Source organism: Sulfobacillus sp. hq2 (genome assembly GCF_002903155.1).
Taxonomy (GTDB): Bacteria; Bacillota; Sulfobacillia; order Sulfobacillales; family Sulfobacillaceae; genus Sulfobacillus; species Sulfobacillus thermotolerans.
The window spans coordinates 350,074-365,872 of record NZ_NWUL01000047.1 but is presented as its reverse complement, the minus strand read 5'-3'; the positions used below and the strand labels follow the sequence as shown (position 1 = coordinate 365,872).

The 15,799-nt window shown below is 51.2% G+C and carries 15 protein-coding genes; 6 read left to right on the top strand and 9 right to left on the bottom strand.

The features are described 5' to 3' along the window. Window positions 1-32 precede the first annotated feature (32 nt). Both CO251_RS15265 and CO251_RS15260 read left to right on the top strand, forming a co-directional pair. Window positions 33-755: a hypothetical protein gene (locus CO251_RS15265; protein ID WP_103376649.1), complete on the top strand. Its 723-nt coding sequence runs from the start codon at window positions 33-35 to the stop codon at window positions 753-755. Window positions 756-1,065: 310 nt separating this feature from the next. Next, complete coding sequence (locus CO251_RS15260) at window positions 1,066-1,605, top strand: DNA topology modulation protein (RefSeq protein WP_103376648.1); 540 nt, start codon at window positions 1,066-1,068, stop codon at window positions 1,603-1,605. On the opposite strand, the gene CO251_RS15255 is transcribed toward CO251_RS15260, so the two are convergent. After that, window positions 1,602-2,213, bottom strand: coding sequence for an anti-sigma factor domain-containing protein (locus tag CO251_RS15255; protein WP_103376647.1), 612 nt, complete (start codon window positions 2,211-2,213; stop codon window positions 1,602-1,604). The two genes, CO251_RS15260 and CO251_RS15255, sit on opposite strands and share 4 nt — an antisense overlap. Further along, a complete protein-coding gene (locus CO251_RS15250; protein ID WP_158246383.1) occupies window positions 2,197-2,790 on the bottom strand; it encodes an RNA polymerase sigma factor in 594 nt (197 codons plus the stop codon). Before CO251_RS15250 ends, CO251_RS15255 begins: the two co-directional genes overlap by 17 nt. Before the next feature lie 212 nt (window positions 2,791-3,002). On the opposite strand from CO251_RS15250, the gene CO251_RS15245 reads away from it, so the two are divergent. Further along, window positions 3,003-4,649, top strand: a complete 1,647-nt coding sequence (locus CO251_RS15245; protein WP_103376645.1) for a hypothetical protein — start codon at window positions 3,003-3,005, stop codon at window positions 4,647-4,649. A gap of 125 nt (window positions 4,650-4,774) precedes the next feature. On the opposite strand, the gene CO251_RS15240 is transcribed toward CO251_RS15245, so the two are convergent. From CO251_RS15240 to CO251_RS15230, 3 genes are all read right to left on the bottom strand, one after another. Beyond that, complete coding sequence (locus tag CO251_RS15240) at window positions 4,775-6,529, bottom strand: peptide ABC transporter substrate-binding protein (protein ID WP_242968635.1); 1,755 nt, start codon at window positions 6,527-6,529, stop codon at window positions 4,775-4,777. A 143-nt stretch (window positions 6,530-6,672) separates the two neighbouring features. Next, the gene (locus tag CO251_RS15235; protein WP_103376644.1) at window positions 6,673-7,452 is read right to left on the bottom strand and encodes an ABC transporter permease; all 780 of its coding nucleotides are present in this window, start codon (window positions 7,450-7,452) and stop codon (window positions 6,673-6,675) included. After that, window positions 7,433-8,407: an ABC transporter ATP-binding protein gene (locus CO251_RS15230; RefSeq protein ID WP_103376643.1), complete on the bottom strand. Its 975-nt coding sequence runs from the start codon at window positions 8,405-8,407 to the stop codon at window positions 7,433-7,435. The genes CO251_RS15235 and CO251_RS15230 overlap by 20 nt, the downstream gene beginning before the upstream one ends. Before the next feature lie 86 nt (window positions 8,408-8,493). On the opposite strand from CO251_RS15230, the gene CO251_RS15225 reads away from it, so the two are divergent. After that, window positions 8,494-9,120: a TetR/AcrR family transcriptional regulator gene (locus CO251_RS15225; protein ID WP_103376642.1), complete on the top strand. Its 627-nt coding sequence runs from the start codon at window positions 8,494-8,496 to the stop codon at window positions 9,118-9,120. Here the strand turns inward: CO251_RS15225 and CO251_RS15220 are convergent, their stop codons facing one another. Then, a complete protein-coding gene (locus CO251_RS15220; RefSeq protein ID WP_158246382.1) occupies window positions 9,121-9,543 on the bottom strand; it encodes an isoprenylcysteine carboxylmethyltransferase family protein in 423 nt (140 codons plus the stop codon). A gap of 146 nt (window positions 9,544-9,689) precedes the next feature. On the opposite strand from CO251_RS15220, the gene CO251_RS15215 reads away from it, so the two are divergent. Continuing rightward, complete coding sequence (locus CO251_RS15215; RefSeq protein WP_207654694.1) at window positions 9,690-10,151, top strand: NUDIX hydrolase; 462 nt, start codon at window positions 9,690-9,692, stop codon at window positions 10,149-10,151. Between the two features lie 230 nt (window positions 10,152-10,381). Here the strand turns inward: CO251_RS15215 and CO251_RS15210 are convergent, their stop codons facing one another. Next, a complete protein-coding gene (locus CO251_RS15210; RefSeq protein ID WP_103376640.1) occupies window positions 10,382-10,804 on the bottom strand; it encodes a phosphate-starvation-inducible PsiE family protein in 423 nt (140 codons plus the stop codon). 68 nt (window positions 10,805-10,872) lie between these two features. Then, window positions 10,873-12,654: an SLC13 family permease gene (locus tag CO251_RS15205; protein WP_173677120.1), complete on the bottom strand. Its 1,782-nt coding sequence runs from the start codon at window positions 12,652-12,654 to the stop codon at window positions 10,873-10,875. Between the two features lie 628 nt (window positions 12,655-13,282). Here CO251_RS15205 and CO251_RS15200 point away from each other — a divergent pair. After that, complete coding sequence (locus CO251_RS15200; protein ID WP_103376639.1) at window positions 13,283-14,893, top strand: AMP-binding protein; 1,611 nt, start codon at window positions 13,283-13,285, stop codon at window positions 14,891-14,893. Here the strand turns inward: CO251_RS15200 and CO251_RS15195 are convergent. Continuing rightward, the gene (locus CO251_RS15195; RefSeq protein ID WP_103376638.1) at window positions 14,873-15,781 is read right to left on the bottom strand and encodes a beta-ketoacyl synthase; all 909 of its coding nucleotides are present in this window, start codon (window positions 15,779-15,781) and stop codon (window positions 14,873-14,875) included. The genes CO251_RS15200 and CO251_RS15195 overlap by 21 nt on opposite strands. Between the last annotated feature and the right edge of the window lie 18 nt (window positions 15,782-15,799).

Genomic DNA, 15,799 nt, shown 5'->3' with positions numbered 1-15,799 from the left:
AAGACAAAACATTTGGTAGGAGTGATGGAATAATGAACGTGTGGAAAACAGCGCCTATTGTGGCGGCGGCATTAGCGGTGACCGCGGCCGTACCCGTCATGGCAGCAGGCCATGGACACAGTCCAGCTAACTTGCCCAGTCAGGCTGTCGCGCATGCCGTGTCTACGACATCTAATGGGGTTGCGGCCCGTGTATCGCAGGCGAGTTCTGTGGCATCTAAGAGTTCGACCGCTGTCCCCAGCCATGTAGTGTCGTTGCCAAAACAGGCGACCAGCCACGCTCACAGCCAGTCGTCTCAGGTGCTGGCGGATGTTGAAAAAATGCATGCCCTCATCATGCAGGTAAAGACGGCGCGTCAGCAATATGTCGCGGCCATTCGCGCCTATCTGCAAGGCTTATCGCAGACGGTCTCGACAGGATCTGCGACCGGAATGCAGCAAGCGTTGACGCAATTGCAGACGATTAAAACGACGTTAGCGCAAACGGTCCAAACGGTCATGGCAGCTCAACATGCGCAAGCAACGATGGGGGGTCAATCTGGACCGACCGCGTTATCTAACGTCATCGCCAAATTTCAAGCGGAACTCGCAGCCCTTGTCAAAGCGACTGCCCAGGTCAAGGCTTTGACAACGACGGTGAGTACTAGCCCTAGTACAGCGCCTTCCACCGGATCCAGTACGTCGCCCTCGACGAGTACGAGCACCGCTCCAAGCACGTCGCCCTCGGCGTCATCTACGGCGAGTTCAAGTAATTGACCTTAAATGGCCTAGGGCTGTCCCCATGGGGGCAGCCTTCTTTTTTATTTGGGGATTACTCCCACGTAGCGCAGGTGGTCGCGACAAGGTTTGCTGACGAACAGACAGGGACTACGGCTGGTATGATTGATGTGGCGCGGTCTAAAGCGCGTTAAACTATGGACGGTTACTTCAAACCTAAACGGATGCCTCGTGTTGTGGGCTTGGGCGAATTGGGCTGTCAAGCAGAATACACAGCAGCCTAGAGTTTGGCGAAGAGACCTTCGCTCGTTCGGCATACTAGAGGAGCCCCGCAACGAAAGGAGCTTTTATGCAACGAATTCTCGTTATTGGTCCCAGTGGGGCTGGTAAGTCCACGCTGGCGAGACAATTACAAGAACTGACGGGGATTTTTGTCATTCATTTAGACCAAGTCTATTGGCATCCAAATTGGAAAGAAACCAGCCGAAACGAATGGCGAATTTTGCAAGAAAATCTCGTGCAAAGACCCACGTGGATTATCGATGGCAATTATGGGGCGACATTGGATATTCGGCTGCAAGCTGCGGATACCGTGATTTTTTTGGATTTTCCCCGGCACCTGTGTTTGTGGAGAGTGTTAAAGCGCCTGGTCCAATATCGTGGCCGAAGTCGTCCGGACATGGCGCCGGGCTGTCCAGAAAAAATCGATAGGGAGTTTTTACGGTGGATTTGGTGCTGGCCGGTGGATGAACGGCCGCTGGTTATGGCACGGCTCAGCCAAGCTCCTAACGTGACGCAAATAACGCTTAAAACACCCAGGCAAGTGCGTGATTTTCTTGCGCGCATGGCTCAACAATGCCGAGAGCAGTCATCTCAGGGAGAGGGCTAGGAAGAGAAATGGTAACCGAAAATGCGCGGGCTGGTTGGGACCGGCATATTAGGGGCCGGTTCCATGGTAATGCCGACGGCGCGCGCATCGCGGGCGGGGTATGGCACCGCAAAAGTTATCGTCTGGGGTGTGCGCGTGAGAGGCAACACGGTGACAGGGATGTGTTGGTGTCCTTTGACCATCCAGACTTCGAGGACTCGGCCCAAGTGGGGGCTCAGATTTGTGGTGTGGATACGTCCCATGATATCGCCTGGTCGCCACTGAAGAGTGACGTGACTAGTGCTAAACGGTAGACTTGACGCCGTCATGGCAACAGGAGTGGGCCACGTGGGATGTGATGGGGCCACTGGGATGGCTGCCAAAACAGCTGCACTAGCTACCACCGCAAGGATACGGGAAACCTTTGGACGTGGCGTAAAGTGGGCTTGGGCCAAAATGCTATAGGCATCGACATTAGGGTGCGCGTAGGGTTCCGGTGCAAGTTGATGTAAGGCGCGAAGTAGGTCGGCTTGGCGCTTTTGACATAATTGGCAGGTCCGCAAGTGTTTGGGCACGCGGCCGTAGCGACGATGTGCTGTGAGCAATGCCTCATCAGTTAAATGGGCCACGGGGTTCTCTCCTTTCTGTTTCTTGATGAGTCTCCAATGCGGTTCGCAGTTTATGAAGTCCTCTGTGTATCCAACTCTTCACGGATCCTAAGGGCTTCCTTAGCATTTGCGCGATTTCTCGTTGACTAAATCCTCCGTAAACCGTCAAGATAATGGCTTGTCGTTCCTGCGAACTCAGAGGTTGGATCAATTGTCTGGCCGTCAATAAGGCGTCAATTTTGGCCATCTCATCTTCAGACGGCGCTGGCTCATCGAGAAAGGTGCTAGAGACTTCGGTCACTACCCGTCGCTTTTGGCGCAATGCATCGATGATGCGGCTTTTAGCAATTTGAAAAATATAGGCTTCAACGGACCCCCGCTCAGGTTTATAGGCATGGCATCTTTGCCATATATTAAGAAATACGATCTGCATCACGTCTTCGGATTCACGGTCATCAAAAATGATGCGTCTCGTGAGCCCGAGCACGCGAGGGGCATAGCGGTTATATAAAATGGCAAAGGCATCCTGATCGCCTGCTTGAATTCGTACCATTAACTCTAAATCGGTACGCTGTTCATCCTCTCCCTGCGTTTTCATCCATCGCCCCAAGAAAGTCGTCTTAGTCTTAAAGTCATCATAGCATGAGAATCCGACAGAATTCGTGGATGATATTTTCAGCGTATAAAAACATTGGATGAAGCCCATTGGCGTGCATCCATGGGGAACCTTTTCAGCGTATTGCTAAATGAAGGTTAGAACAAATTACCAAAACCGTGATGACACGGCATTTTTATCAAGGAGGCTATTGCATGACAATGGGGAAGAGTTCACGGATTATTTTGGCATCTGCTGCCTTGTCTATGGCATGGTTGCCATTAACGGCCTATGCGGCAAGTTCCGGACCTGTCTTACAAGCAAGCGCGGAGACTGCCAGTATTGGGCAAACGATTCAATACACCGTGCAAGACAGTCAAGCGACCTCGTCGACAGAGTACCAGTTTTGGATTGAAACACCTTCGGGTCAATGGAAAATGGCGCAATCCTATTCAGCTAACCCGCATTTTATATTGCCCCATGTCCAAGCAGGAAGTTATGAGGTTGTCGCCTACGCGCTAAGCCGTCAAGACGTGGAACAAGGTGATTGGGCAAAGGCCATGGCCACAGCGCCGGACAGTTTGTATGTCAATGCTACCGTGTCTGTCAAAATGATGAGCGAACAAGGCGCATCCGGACCTGCGGAAGTGGTTACCGTAGCGACATCGAACGTGAGTCAGCCTGTTTATCAACTATGGTGGAAGACTCCAAGCGGCGTATGGCAAGCCAGTGGTCCATATCAATCCAATCCGAATTTTTCGGTTCCGTTAACAGAAAATGGCGCCTATCAATTTGTGGCGTACGCGAAATCTATTGACAGTCCGGCGACGAGTGCGCAGACTATGGCATCGTCGACTCAAAGCCTGATGAATAGCAATGTTAGCATCATGCATACCATCCAAAAAGTTGCCAGCACTGTCGATGCTACGAATGGCGACAGCAATCCCTATGGACTCACTTACGACAGTTTTGCCGGCACCTCGGCTGCGCCCAACCCCTATTATGGCGATCTGCTGGTCTCCAACTTTTCGAATGCAGCAGGGGCCCAAGGTGCGGGCACTACGATTGAAGCGATTAATCCCCAGACTGGTAGCGTTAAGACGTTCTCATCTGATGTGCAAGGAGCTGATGCGTTGGCCGTCAGCCCTAAGGGTCCACTTTGGGTTGCAGACTTTGGCACTATGGGAACGAATGGCAATGTCATGGTGTTAACGCCGGGTGGCGGTGTATTTCCCAACGGTGGCAGTGAGATAACGGGAAGCAACCTCGATGGCCCATGGGGGCAAGCGTTCGTTCCCAATCCAACGACGCCGGCATTCTTTGTGACGAATGCCCTCAATGGGACAGTCGATGCCATGTATGGTTTTGCTCCGCCTAATTTTAACACCGATACCCATTTTATGGAGATTGGCAGTGGATTGGCGCATTCAGGGTCGACGGCTAGTACCATCGAAGGGCCACAAGGGATGGTCTATGATCCGATGACGCACATGGTTTATGTCACGGACACAGCAGACAATTCCATTCGCGCCTACGAGTGGACTGGCGCCAATACCCCAAATCAAGGGCAAGGACAGCTCATCTACCAGGGTGGTGCATTGATGAAACCGGCGGGTATTACCCTCGATCCGCTGAATGGCGACTTGCTGGTTGTAAATCAGGGCAACAACAACCTGGTCGAAATCGCTTTGAATAATGGCCATGCCTATGTCGCAGGGCAGAAGGTGTTGGATAATACGCCGGTGAATCCTAAGACCGGTGCGGGCTCGGCTTTATTTGGTGTCGATGCTGTTACCTCCAATGGACATTTATTCGTCTACTACACCGACGACAACACCAATACGGTAAACGTTTTAGAGTAAACCGGGACCATGGGCTGGTGAGAGGAACGCGGTTGTGAATAGAGAACAAACCGTCATAAAGGCTTAAGCAATAAGGGGCGCCAGAATTGGCGCCCCTTATTAAGGGTACAAGGTGCATGCAGAGCCTATTGAGAAACCGTCCAGTAGTTCGGGAAAATCATGTCCGTAATGGGGTTGAAGGTACTGACCGTGCCGTGTAGGTTCTTGGCGTGTTCTGGCAAGGATGCTCCAGCGTACGATGACGCAGGGTACGGAAGCCAGATGACCGGAAGTTGTTGCGCTGCGAATTTCTCATAGTTATAGAGGGCTTGCAGCGTTTGGGCAGGAGTCCCCGGCGCGTAGGATTTTTGAATCAGGGTATCCATCGTTTGACTGCTGTAGCCTTGGAAGTTGGAGGCAGCGCCGGTCGCAAACAATCCTCCCCCTGTGGGATAGTAATCGGGTTGATAAGTCCAACCGCCTCCCCAGTCGGCCATGCTCCATTTCTCAGGGTCTGTGCCTTGCTGGTTGGCGTCTGCAATAATGTTGTTAAACTGCTGCTGTTGGATGTTGACGACAATGCCTTCTTGGGCCCAGTCGCTCTTCAGTAGTTGTTGCAAGTTGGTCTGGGCTTGGTCTCCGGAAACCGCTAAGAAGGTAAATTCCAGTTTGATGCCGTTGCGTGTCATGACTCCGTTAACTTCGTGCCATCCGTGCTGCTCTAACAGTGCTTTCCCCTTAGCCGGATCAAAGCCGTACAGGGGTTTGGATAGTGCGGGATCCGCATAGGGGGTTTTGGGCAAGGAAGCCACCGGCCCTCCTTCTTCGATGGCATTGCCGTTGAAAATACTTTGAATAATGCCGGGTTGATCCACGCCCATTTGCAAGGCTTGGCGAATATACAACTTGGAGAAGATTGGCCCTAGTCCACCGGGGGCTTTGGGATTGAAATTGAGAATCAAATAATTGAAGCCGAGCTGATAAGGAATGGTCAAGACGTCATTCGTGAGTTGCGAGCGAGCTCCCCATGATGAGAATGGGAGGTAACCCATGTTGACGGTCCCGGTCTTTAATGCCGTGAATTCTGCGTCGTCAGAGGCTTCATATTCAAAGATAACCTTGCTCAAACTGGACTTGTGTCCGCCAAATGAGGGGTTGGGGACAAATGTCCAGTGGCTGTTTGGCGCATAGGACTGGAAGTGGTATGGACCATCTACGACCTTGTACACGGGATTTGACGGGGAGTTGGCCACTGACTCAATAAACTTGAGTTCAGCCGTCATGTTGTTAGGATCTTTGTTCCATACCGACTCTGGTACGGGCCAAATTTGGCCAAGCCCGTTGTGAATAAACCAATCAGGGTTGGACGGAGTGGTCAATGTGACAACCACTTTGTCGTTGCCTTCGGCTTGGACGTTTTGCCACCTTGTGGGCAGTCCACCAATTCCTACGCCGCCATAGGTCCACGGTGCTGAAGAGCCGCTGGTGGCTTTTAAGATATTCCAGGTGAAAACCACGTCTTGAGCCGTAATGGGCTGTCCATTGGACCATTTGTACTTTTTGCTAAGCGTCAGCACATATTGCGTTCCTGTGCTGTTGTAAGAAATGTTAGATACTAGCGACCGTGCATAATCAACTTGATCTTGTTTGTTAAACATGATTAAGGGGCGATACATCATGCTGTCGACCTGCGTGTTGACATCACTAAAGGCTGCCGCAGACAGATCAGGGAAAAACCAGTTGGGTGAGGTCTGGGTTGCCAGAGCAATGACAGCGGTGCCTCCGGTGTGCGACGATGTTGTTGAACTGGTTGAAGATGTAGTTCCGCAGCCGGACAGTGCTGCAGCGGATAGCAGTAATCCCACGGATCCTGCAGCCAATGCTTTGCGTTTAATCAACATATAGCCTCCTTCTATTGGCCTTTATCCGCCGACATCGCAAGATGTTGGCGCAAAAAAAGACTAGGGCGATATATTCGACAACACTCATCAAAACTCCTGCCGATATCACTCGGATCTTGTATTTCGTCTTCTTTTGGTCATGGCTACAATTCTTTGCGCAAAGACCGGGATGCGGTCCATGATGCCCAAGACAATGTGATAGCGACCGAAAGCAGCACGGCAAGGACGCCATGCCAATAAACTGTTGTCGAAAAATGGGGAGAAAGCAGGCTGCGCATGGCGTTAAAGACATACGTGGTGGGATTGAACTGGGCTGCGATGCGCATCCAGTGAGCACGGATAGCCCGAATCGGAACAAAGGTATCACTTAAAAAGAGCAGGGGAAAGAACACAAAGGTAGCAGCTTGAGCGGCTTGACTATTTTTGGACCGGAGAGCCATGGCTACCGCGTAGCCGGCAAAGGCCAATCCCCACCCCGCGGTTAAGACTAGTAGGCCCACAAGCGATAGAGCTCCGTGGGGCAGTGTTAATCCCATCGCATAGGCCACCGCGATAATCAGAGCGGTTTGAACGAGCAATTGGGCCATGCCCGCAATCATCGGAGCCAAAACAAGGGCGGTACGCGATACTGGGCTGAGACGGAGTTTCATAAAATACCCCGAGTCGATGTCACGAATTAGCGATTGTCCAGCACCACCAGCACCTCCGACTGCGCCGGAAACAACAGCAACGGGCAAAATAAAATTGATATAGGGTAACTTACCAAACACAGGTAAAGCCGCGATGCCCGAGAGTCCTCCTTGATAGACGAGAAGGAAGAAGAGGCTAATCAGCAAGTTGGGAATGATGGCGAATGGTACGCGTATGGTTACACGCAATGCGCGGACGGTAAGAAGCCACAAATCACTCAGAAATTTGCGCATGGCGGATGCCTCCTTCAGGAGAATTCGTGACGGCCAAAAATACATCGTCTAACGAAGGCGATGAGACATGAAAATCCTCCACTGAAATATTTGCTGACTGTAACCACATGGTGGTTTGCGCGACATCCGCCAGCGTATCGCGAGTAGTCATACGCACGCGTTGGCCGGTCACAGAACCCAACATGTTGGATTCTTGTAACCACTGTTCGATGCGAGGGATATGGTCAGGGGAAGGGACGGAGAATGTCACCACGTCATGCCCCAGCTGCTGCTTCAAGTGGCTGGGTGTGTCTTCTGCCACAATTTGCCCTTGGCGCATAAAAGCCACTCGGTTGCATAAAACGTCTGCCTCTTCGAGATACTGGGTTGTGAGAAAAATGGTAATCCCGGCGTCATGGTTCAGTTGGCGGAGAAGATCCCACAGCATAAAGCGGTTCGTGGGATCGAGTCCAGTCGTTGGTTCGTCTAAGAATAAGACGAGGGGTTTGTGAACTAACGCTAACGCTAAATCCAATCGTCTGCGCATGCCTCCCGAATACGTGCGAAGTCTTTGATGTTGAGCGGTCGTTAGTCCAAACTGGTCGAGTAATTCGTCGACGCGTGCTTGACTTTGACGGGGAGAGAGTCCAAAAAGGCGGCATTGGAGAAGAAGGTTTTCGCGACCGGTGAGTAAGGGATCCACGCCCACGTCTTGCAATGCGACGCCTATATGACTGCGAATAGCTTCGTCGTCTTCACCGATTCGGTATTCTCCAACCCAAGCTTCCCCTGTGCTCGGAGCCATAAGTGTTGTCAAAATTTTAATTAAGGTGGTTTTTCCGGCCCCGTTAGGCCCAAGAAACCCAAAAAACTCTCCATAGGCTACGGTGAGGTCCAAATTATTTAAAGCGAGAAAGTCTCCATATTGCTTCGTAAGATGGCGAACATTTATGGCAAAGTGCGGTGTTTCACTCATAGTGATTACCTCCCTATATTTATTTAACCGTTTATTTAATTAATGTGCAAGCAGACTGTGATAAAATTCTTGCGAGGTGATTCAACGTGGCTCCCGGATCCAGGCCGCTGGGGCGGCCTAAGGCCGTTCCGGAAGGACAAACCCAAGAACGCATTTTAAGCACGGCGGCTCAGTTATTTATGGAGCTTGGATATGATGGGGTAAGTATTGCCGATGTGGCCACACAAGCTGGAATTACAAAAGCCGCTATTTATTATTATTTCTCGACGAAAACCGAGTTGTTTGTCGCGGCCCTAGTGCAGTTGTTGACGATTATCCGGCAGCAGACGGCTAAAATTTTACACGAGCCGGTTTCTCTCCGAGAACGATTAATGCGCTTGACATTGACGCGTTTACAAGTGGCTCAAACCCGATTGGATTTTAATCAAGTGCTTAGTGAAGCGCTGCCGGCGTTAACGGCGAAACAGCAGCAAGAATTGCATGCGTGTATGGATGACTTAGCCCAAGTGTTGGTTCAAGCATTTGATAACGCCCAAGAATTGGGAGAAATCAACGCGGATCATACACCGGAATTTTTAGCGCATGCGTACTTAGCTTTGCTTTCTTTAGCCTATGCCAAAGATCGTGACGGCCAGCCCTTGTATCCTACCGAGGACATTCCCGCAAAAATCATAAGCTTGTTGTGGATGGGAATCGCATCAATCTCGCACTAATTACAACCAACGTCGCACGGTTTGTTGATATTGAGAGAAGGTTTGTGGAAACTTGTGCAGAAGATATCGCTCTTCGGCTCGAATGATTTTGTAATGCACAATAAGGAGTGTAGGAATGATGAGGAGAAGGCTCCACGTCAAATGCCAGTAGAGAGCTGCGCCTAGGTACAATAATGTCTGTGCGACGTAAAGGGGATTACGTGACCACCGGTAAGGGCCAGTCGTTACCAAAAAATTGACCGGGCGAGAGGGGTCGACCGGGGTATGATGCTGCCGGAGAACCCTTAAACTCGCCATCGTGATCCCTACTCCACTAAGAAACAGAAGAATACCGCTCCACCGAGTGATGGAGACAGCGGGCCATGCTATGGCTTTGAGAGATTGAGCAAACGCGCCTAAAACAAAGGCTGCTGCGTATACCAAAGGCGCTGGAATGATGTGTGGGGAATTTTTGATTTCGTAAACCCTCCTTTATCGATAAATCGATCCTAACACACTTCTTAAGAGACTGGCGCATGGGTACCCTGCCTGGTATTGTAAGGATTATCGAACGCGAGGAGGCGCCTTAGGTGGCCAACTATATTCAAGAATTGCGTCAACAAGTGGGTAAAAAGCCACTGATTATGGCCGGATCAGGTGTCATTATTCTTAATGCACAGGGGCAACTGTTATTGCAACATCGCCGAGATAATGAATGCTGGGGATTGCCTGGCGGAGCGATGGAAATCGGAGAAAGTTTTGAAGAAACGGCCCGGCGCGAGGTGCGCGAAGAAACCGGGTTGGAACTCTATGAGTTGGAATATTTTATGACAGATTCGGGTGCCGCGACTTTTCATGTGTATCCCAATGGGGATCCCGTGTATTTGGCGGCCGTGTATTATATATCCAAGAATTTTTCAGGAACAATGCATGCGGATCCGCAAGAAACTTTGCAGTTGCAGTGGTTTGGACCCCGTGAATTGCCAGATTGCATGGGTCCTAACGATACGCGTGTTTTACATGAATACCTGCGCCGATTCGTGGCATCATGAGAGCACCTGTTTATTCTTAAGGACGGCACCGAAGCGATTGCTCTAGACTATTAAATGAACCACTGTGAATGGGCATATGCGATGGCCTTTTAGAATGTCGATACACACTGTTCGCGTTGATGTCGTCTCTACACCGTCCTTCGGTGTTATGAAAATCCTGCCGTGCATCGGGTTTATCATCTAGCCTTGCACGGCAGTCGATGTTTTGAGGGTCTTGTCGTGGGTATGGGTTAATCGGCATTATGCGATGACAATTTCGCTAACAACCCGGTCAGGGCAAAAAGACCTCCCAAGGTGGCGGCGGCATTCCATGTGTCGAGTGCTGACGTCGACGCCAGCACGACTCCATGACGCAAGACAGCCATGAGCACCAAAGCCAATAACGGTCTTAGGGGCAAGTGGTGCGTTTGCAGAGCCATGAGGATAGTGTGGAGTAGTTCAGCGAGCATGAGAAGAAACAAAAGAGGGTCTAAAACGTCAACGATGGCGCTGTAAGATGGGGCGTGCCACAAGATCTCGATGATGCTGTAGACGACCCGACCGGCTAAAGCCAAAACCGCAATGACGGTTAAAAGGTAGACCGCATCAACGCCCCACCTTGTCAGGCGATTGACAAGGGGACGCATGGGAGAGCCTTCCAGCATGGAACTCATCAGATCACCTCATAGCACTCTATGGTTTACGGCGGGTGCTGATGATAGGGTCGTAAGCGAGGCCCTCGTTAATGCAACGGGAAGAAGATGGGAATAAGCAATGTTGTGACGATCCCCATGACCAGGCTTAAAGGGATGCCCAGACGCAAAAAGTCTCCATAGCGAAAGCCGCCCGGTCCCATAATCAGAAGGTCAACTTTATTAGCCAGCGGCGTGAGGGGGGAAACGGAGACCGCCACAATGACAGCCATGACAAAGGGATAAGGCAGTAGATGCAAGGTCTTGGCGAGTTCTGCTGCCACGGGGGCCATGACTAAGACGGTGGCGATGTTAGACAGTACCTGGGTCAAGATCGCTGCGATTACGAAGAGGACGGCGATCATGAGCACAGGATGTAGGGCTACGCTTTTCCAGAGTGCAAGGGCGTGGACCATGTGGTGGGTAATCCCCGTACTAATGAGAGCAGACCCTAAAGGAATCATTCCGGCCACAAATACCACAATCCTCCATTCGATAGCGTTATAGGCATTCGACAAGGATAAGATGCCGGTACCGGCCATGAGAGCGACTCCCAAGACGATAGCTAACCGCAAGCCCATGACGCCGAAGGCCGCGAGCAACAAACTGCCTAACAAAATGGCTGGAGAGAGCCAGAGTCGGTAGGAGGGCTGCGCACGTCGCGTGATGGGGGCATTAAGGGGGATGAGGCCGTGCAATCCTCTTAAAGCCGCAACACTTTCCGGCGCCCCTTGTACGAGCAAAATGTCTCCGGTGCGTAAGCGTACGGTGGCCAACCGTTGCAGTAATAATTGGCCGTCGCGGTAAATACCTAGGACACTGATTCCGTAGCGTTGACGTAAATTGAGTTGGACGACGGTGCGTCCAAGCCATGGCGCACGGTGACCTAGCAGGAGTTCTACGACGTCAACATGTTCCTTTAGGGACAAGGTTGTGGGTTCGCCTGCGATTCCCACTCCCCATTGCACACTGTCTGACTCTAGCAGCTGGTCGACATCACCGAGCACCAATAAAATATCGTTCGGCGCTAAAATTGTTTTCCCGTTCACCGTCATGATTTGCTCATCATGAATACGCCGTAAGATGGTAATGCCGTGGTCCGAGAAAAAGTGAACCTGGTCCAAGGATTTTCCAATAAGAGGAGAATCGGGAAGGATCTTCAACTCAGAGACGAATTGTCTGAGATGCCCTTCATCGGCATCAAGCAACATGGTCGTTGAGGGAGGCGTTTTGGGTAGCAGTATCCGACCTATGGTGGTCATAAAGGCCACCCCAGATAATAAGAGCAGAAACCCAAGAGGTGTAATTCCAAAAATACCTAGAGGACGATAGCCGGCCGTAACCAGGGCCTGATTGCCCACAATATTGCCAGCACTGCCGACCATGGTAAGCAACCCGCCAAACGTCGCGGCGATTCCTAAGGGCATTAATAAACGGCTAGCGGGGATCTGTACGCGACGGGTGAGGCTCCGTACCACCGGAATAAACATGCCAACGAGGCCGACATCGCTAATAAAGGCGGACGGCAAGGCGGACACGATCATGAGAACAATGGCCAGTCGACGCTCATGGCCTTGACCCATCTTCCTCACAAAGTTAGCAAGGGCTTCGGTAACGCCCGAGGCAACCAACCCTTCGCCTAAGGCGAGCATTCCGGCAATTAAAATCGCGGCTTCGGATGAAAATCCGTCAAATAATTGAGAGGATGGGACCACACCGGTGAGGCCTAATCCTAGCAAAACAATGAGACCGATGAGGTCAATGCGCACCCGATTCGACGCCAGAAGTATCATGGCGATGACAAAGATGCTTAGTACGATGTTGGTTTGCACAAACCCGCTCCTTTTGTCCTTTTGGATGGTGTTGGTCGTATGTGAGCCCTTACTATCATACAAGACGAGGGCGATTAGGGAAATTTGTCCCAAGACATGCGAAATGAACGATGCACCACACATCACTCGCATGGTCTATAGGACAGCGTCTTGAGATATCAGCGAGTCCCTGAAATCTTTAACATTAAAGCGTCAGGAACCCATCCCAAGATCTGAAGAGTATAATGATCGCAGGTGCCCGAAGTGACTGAGCTTCAGGACCTATTTTCCTTTATAGATGAACCAGACACACAAGCTTCTGAGGCTGTCCATGGCGGGCGGGTTCGCTACCCGAACCGCGCAGAGTTTTAATGCAATGGAGTGATTTACTGGAAGCATGTGCAAAACACTTGCATTGACGTCTGGTAGTTCGAAAACTCGGGCTAGCTTTTACGCCGGCTTGTGTTAGAACCTTTAAGCTAAGCTCATGGTAATACACATTTCGTCTTCGTAGAGAACCCCAAGCCACCGAGTAGAGAAGACAGACCATGCGAGGCCGCGAGCCATCATGAGTGGTGGACAAGTTAACCATAACAACAGCGCCTAACGGGCAGATGTGGTTTTTAAATCCCTTATATAAAGGAAGGCGATGAACGAAGTGGCGGAAGATAACATGCAATGGACTGCGGCTGACTATTTCGATCATTGGTCGGTGGTACAACCTGATGCGGTCTACGTCGTCGATCATTCTTTAGAACGGGCGGAAGAGGTTTATACATACGGACAGTTTGCGGTGCTTGTAAAGAAAACCGCACGGGCATTACAAAATATTGGTATTAGTTCTGGAGATGTGGTAGCAGTCCAATTGCCCAATAGTTGGGAATTTGTTGTACTGACATGGGCGATTTGGAAAATTGGCGCAGTCATTTGTCCCATTATGCCGATTTTTCGTCTCCATGAGGTGCGCCAAATTTTAGGACAAACGGACGCGAAACTTTGGGTGGTGCCGCAGACCTTTCGTCGCTTTGATTTTGCTGAAATGGTTAATACCATGCGGCAAGAACGGCCACAGATGCAAGTGTGGTCTTATGGGCCAGACGTAGTCGCTAATCAGAACTTTCATCAGCTGCTTGTTGATACACCCGCAGATGTTTTGCCGGTCCAAGGGGTGTCTTACGATCTGATAGCAGAAATTGTGTTTACTTCGGGCACGACAGGACGTCCTAAAGGTGTTGTGCACAGTCATCGTACGCTGATGACGGGATTGTTGTTGCAAACGGAATTTTTACATCTAGGACACGATGATGTTATCTTTATGGCTTCGCCGTTTGCTCATCAAACGGGATTTCTTTACGGGGTGTTATTGCCCGTAATTTTAGGCGCCCGGGCAATTTATCAAGACATTTGGGATGCTGACACGGCTTTGGCTCTCATGTCACAGTGGCACGTGACGTTTTCCATGGGCGCGACGCCGTTTTTAGCGGACTTGACCGACCGTTACCAGGCACAGGATCATAACTTAGCGGCGCTTAGAATCTTTATTAGCGCTGGCGCCCCTATTCCTCGCATTTTGGTCGAAAAAGCACATGACCAGTTTGGGGTGCACATCCTAGCGGGGTGGGGGATGTCCGAGAATTCGTTGGTGACGCTAGTTCGCCCGGAGGATGACTTGGAAAAAACCTACACGACCGATGGTCGACCCGTTCCACACATGCAATGTCGTGTGGTCAATACCCAAGGACAAGAACTGGGTCCCTATCAGGAAGGGGAATTGCAAGTCAAAGGGCCTCAAAATTTCATCGGATACTATCAAGATCTTGAGACAACCAAACAAGTGTTGAGCGATGATGGGTGGCTGTCGACCGGGGATATGGCGGTACTAGACACACAAGGCTATGTGCGGATTACGGGACGAGTCCGCGATATGATCAATCGTGGCGGAGAGAAAGTACCGGTTGCTGATGTAGAGGAATTGCTGTACCGTCATCCCGCCATCCGTGAAGCGGCATTAGTGGCGGTAGACGATTCTCGCCTCGTCCACCGCGCCTGCGCCTGTGTGGTACTTAATGAAGGGCATTCGTTAACGTTGCCAGAGTTGCTACGTTATCTTGAGGCGTGCGATTTTACGAAGCAGTTTTGGCCAGAACGTTTGGAAGTATTGGAGTCAATGCCGAAAACACCGAGCGGCAAAATTCAGAAATACCGGTTGCGTGAATGGCTGAGTCATGGAGTTCTTGGCTCACCCCAGCAGCCGGCTTAAGATAATCGAGGCATTTTGTCCGCCAAAACCAAAAGCATTAACTTGAATTATTGATAGGGAAAAGGGTTTGGCCTTGTCTTGAACAAGGTCAAACTCTACTTCCGGGTCTAGCTCTGTGGTGCCAACCGTGGGGGGGAGCATTCCGTCTTGCAAGGCGTAAAGGGCCGCGATGGCGGACATGGCACCCGAAGCTCCCATACTATGGCCGAGGTGTCCTTTGATCGACGTGACCGGAATGTGGTGATGTGCATAGACGTCGTGCATCGCGCGCATTTCTGCACGGTCTCCTACGACGGTGCTGGTGCCATGGGCAATAATGGCGTCGATATCTTGCGGCGTCCGTTGGGCATCGGCTAAGGCTTGCCGCATCGCTAGGGCTTCCCACGTTCCGGATGGTTCAGGAGAGGTCACGTGGTAGCCATCGGCTAATGATGCATAGCCTAACACCTGGCCAAAAATCTTTGCATCCCGTTGTTGGGCATGATGATACGACTCAAGTACCAAGATGGCGGCTCCTTCTCCCATGACGAATCCTGTTCGGTGGGCATCAAATGGTTGTGAAGCATTTTGAGCCGACGCCGCTTGTGACAACGCATGCGCATTAAAGAGGCTATAGCCAACAACGGGGTTGATGAGTGTTTCGGCGCCGCCTGCGATGGCTACGTCGACGGTGCCGGATTGGATAAGGCGAGCTGCGAGGCCCAAGGCATCGATAGACGAGGCGCACGCATTGGTAAGGGTGAGTTGTGGGCCGTGTAATCCATATAGCAGGGCTATTTGTGCACTGGCCATGTTCGGGATTACGGTGGCCATGAGACGCGCCGACACGGCTTGAGGGCCTTTGGCTAACTGTTCTTGGGCGTCCACCAACTCCGGTACGCCGCCCATTTGAGGTGCCTATGATGA

What these genes read in the sequence shown, in the direction of transcription:
- CO251_RS15195 (WP_103376638.1), bottom strand. Translation starts at nt 15,781, where the DNA reads ATGGGCGGCGTACCGGAGTTGGTGGACGCCCAAGAACAGTTAGCCAAA.
- CO251_RS15230 (WP_103376643.1), bottom strand. Translation starts at nt 8,407, where the DNA reads ATGAGTGAAACACCGCACTTTGCCATAAATGTTCGCCATCTTACGAAG.
- CO251_RS15260 (WP_103376648.1), top strand. Translation starts at nt 1,066, where the DNA reads ATGCAACGAATTCTCGTTATTGGTCCCAGTGGGGCTGGTAAGTCCACG.
- CO251_RS15265 (WP_103376649.1), top strand. Translation starts at nt 33, where the DNA reads ATGAACGTGTGGAAAACAGCGCCTATTGTGGCGGCGGCATTAGCGGTG.
- CO251_RS15245 (WP_103376645.1), top strand. Translation starts at nt 3,003, where the DNA reads ATGACAATGGGGAAGAGTTCACGGATTATTTTGGCATCTGCTGCCTTG.
- CO251_RS15240 (WP_242968635.1), bottom strand. Translation starts at nt 6,529, where the DNA reads ATGTTGATTAAACGCAAAGCATTGGCTGCAGGATCCGTGGGATTACTG.
- CO251_RS15210 (WP_103376640.1), bottom strand. Translation starts at nt 10,804, where the DNA reads ATGAGTTCCATGCTGGAAGGCTCTCCCATGCGTCCCCTTGTCAATCGC.
- CO251_RS15250 (WP_158246383.1), bottom strand. Translation starts at nt 2,790, where the DNA reads ATGAAAACGCAGGGAGAGGATGAACAGCGTACCGATTTAGAGTTAATG.
- CO251_RS15235 (WP_103376644.1), bottom strand. Translation starts at nt 7,452, where the DNA reads ATGCGCAAATTTCTGAGTGATTTGTGGCTTCTTACCGTCCGCGCATTG.
- CO251_RS15200 (WP_103376639.1), top strand. Translation starts at nt 13,283, where the DNA reads ATGAACGAAGTGGCGGAAGATAACATGCAATGGACTGCGGCTGACTAT.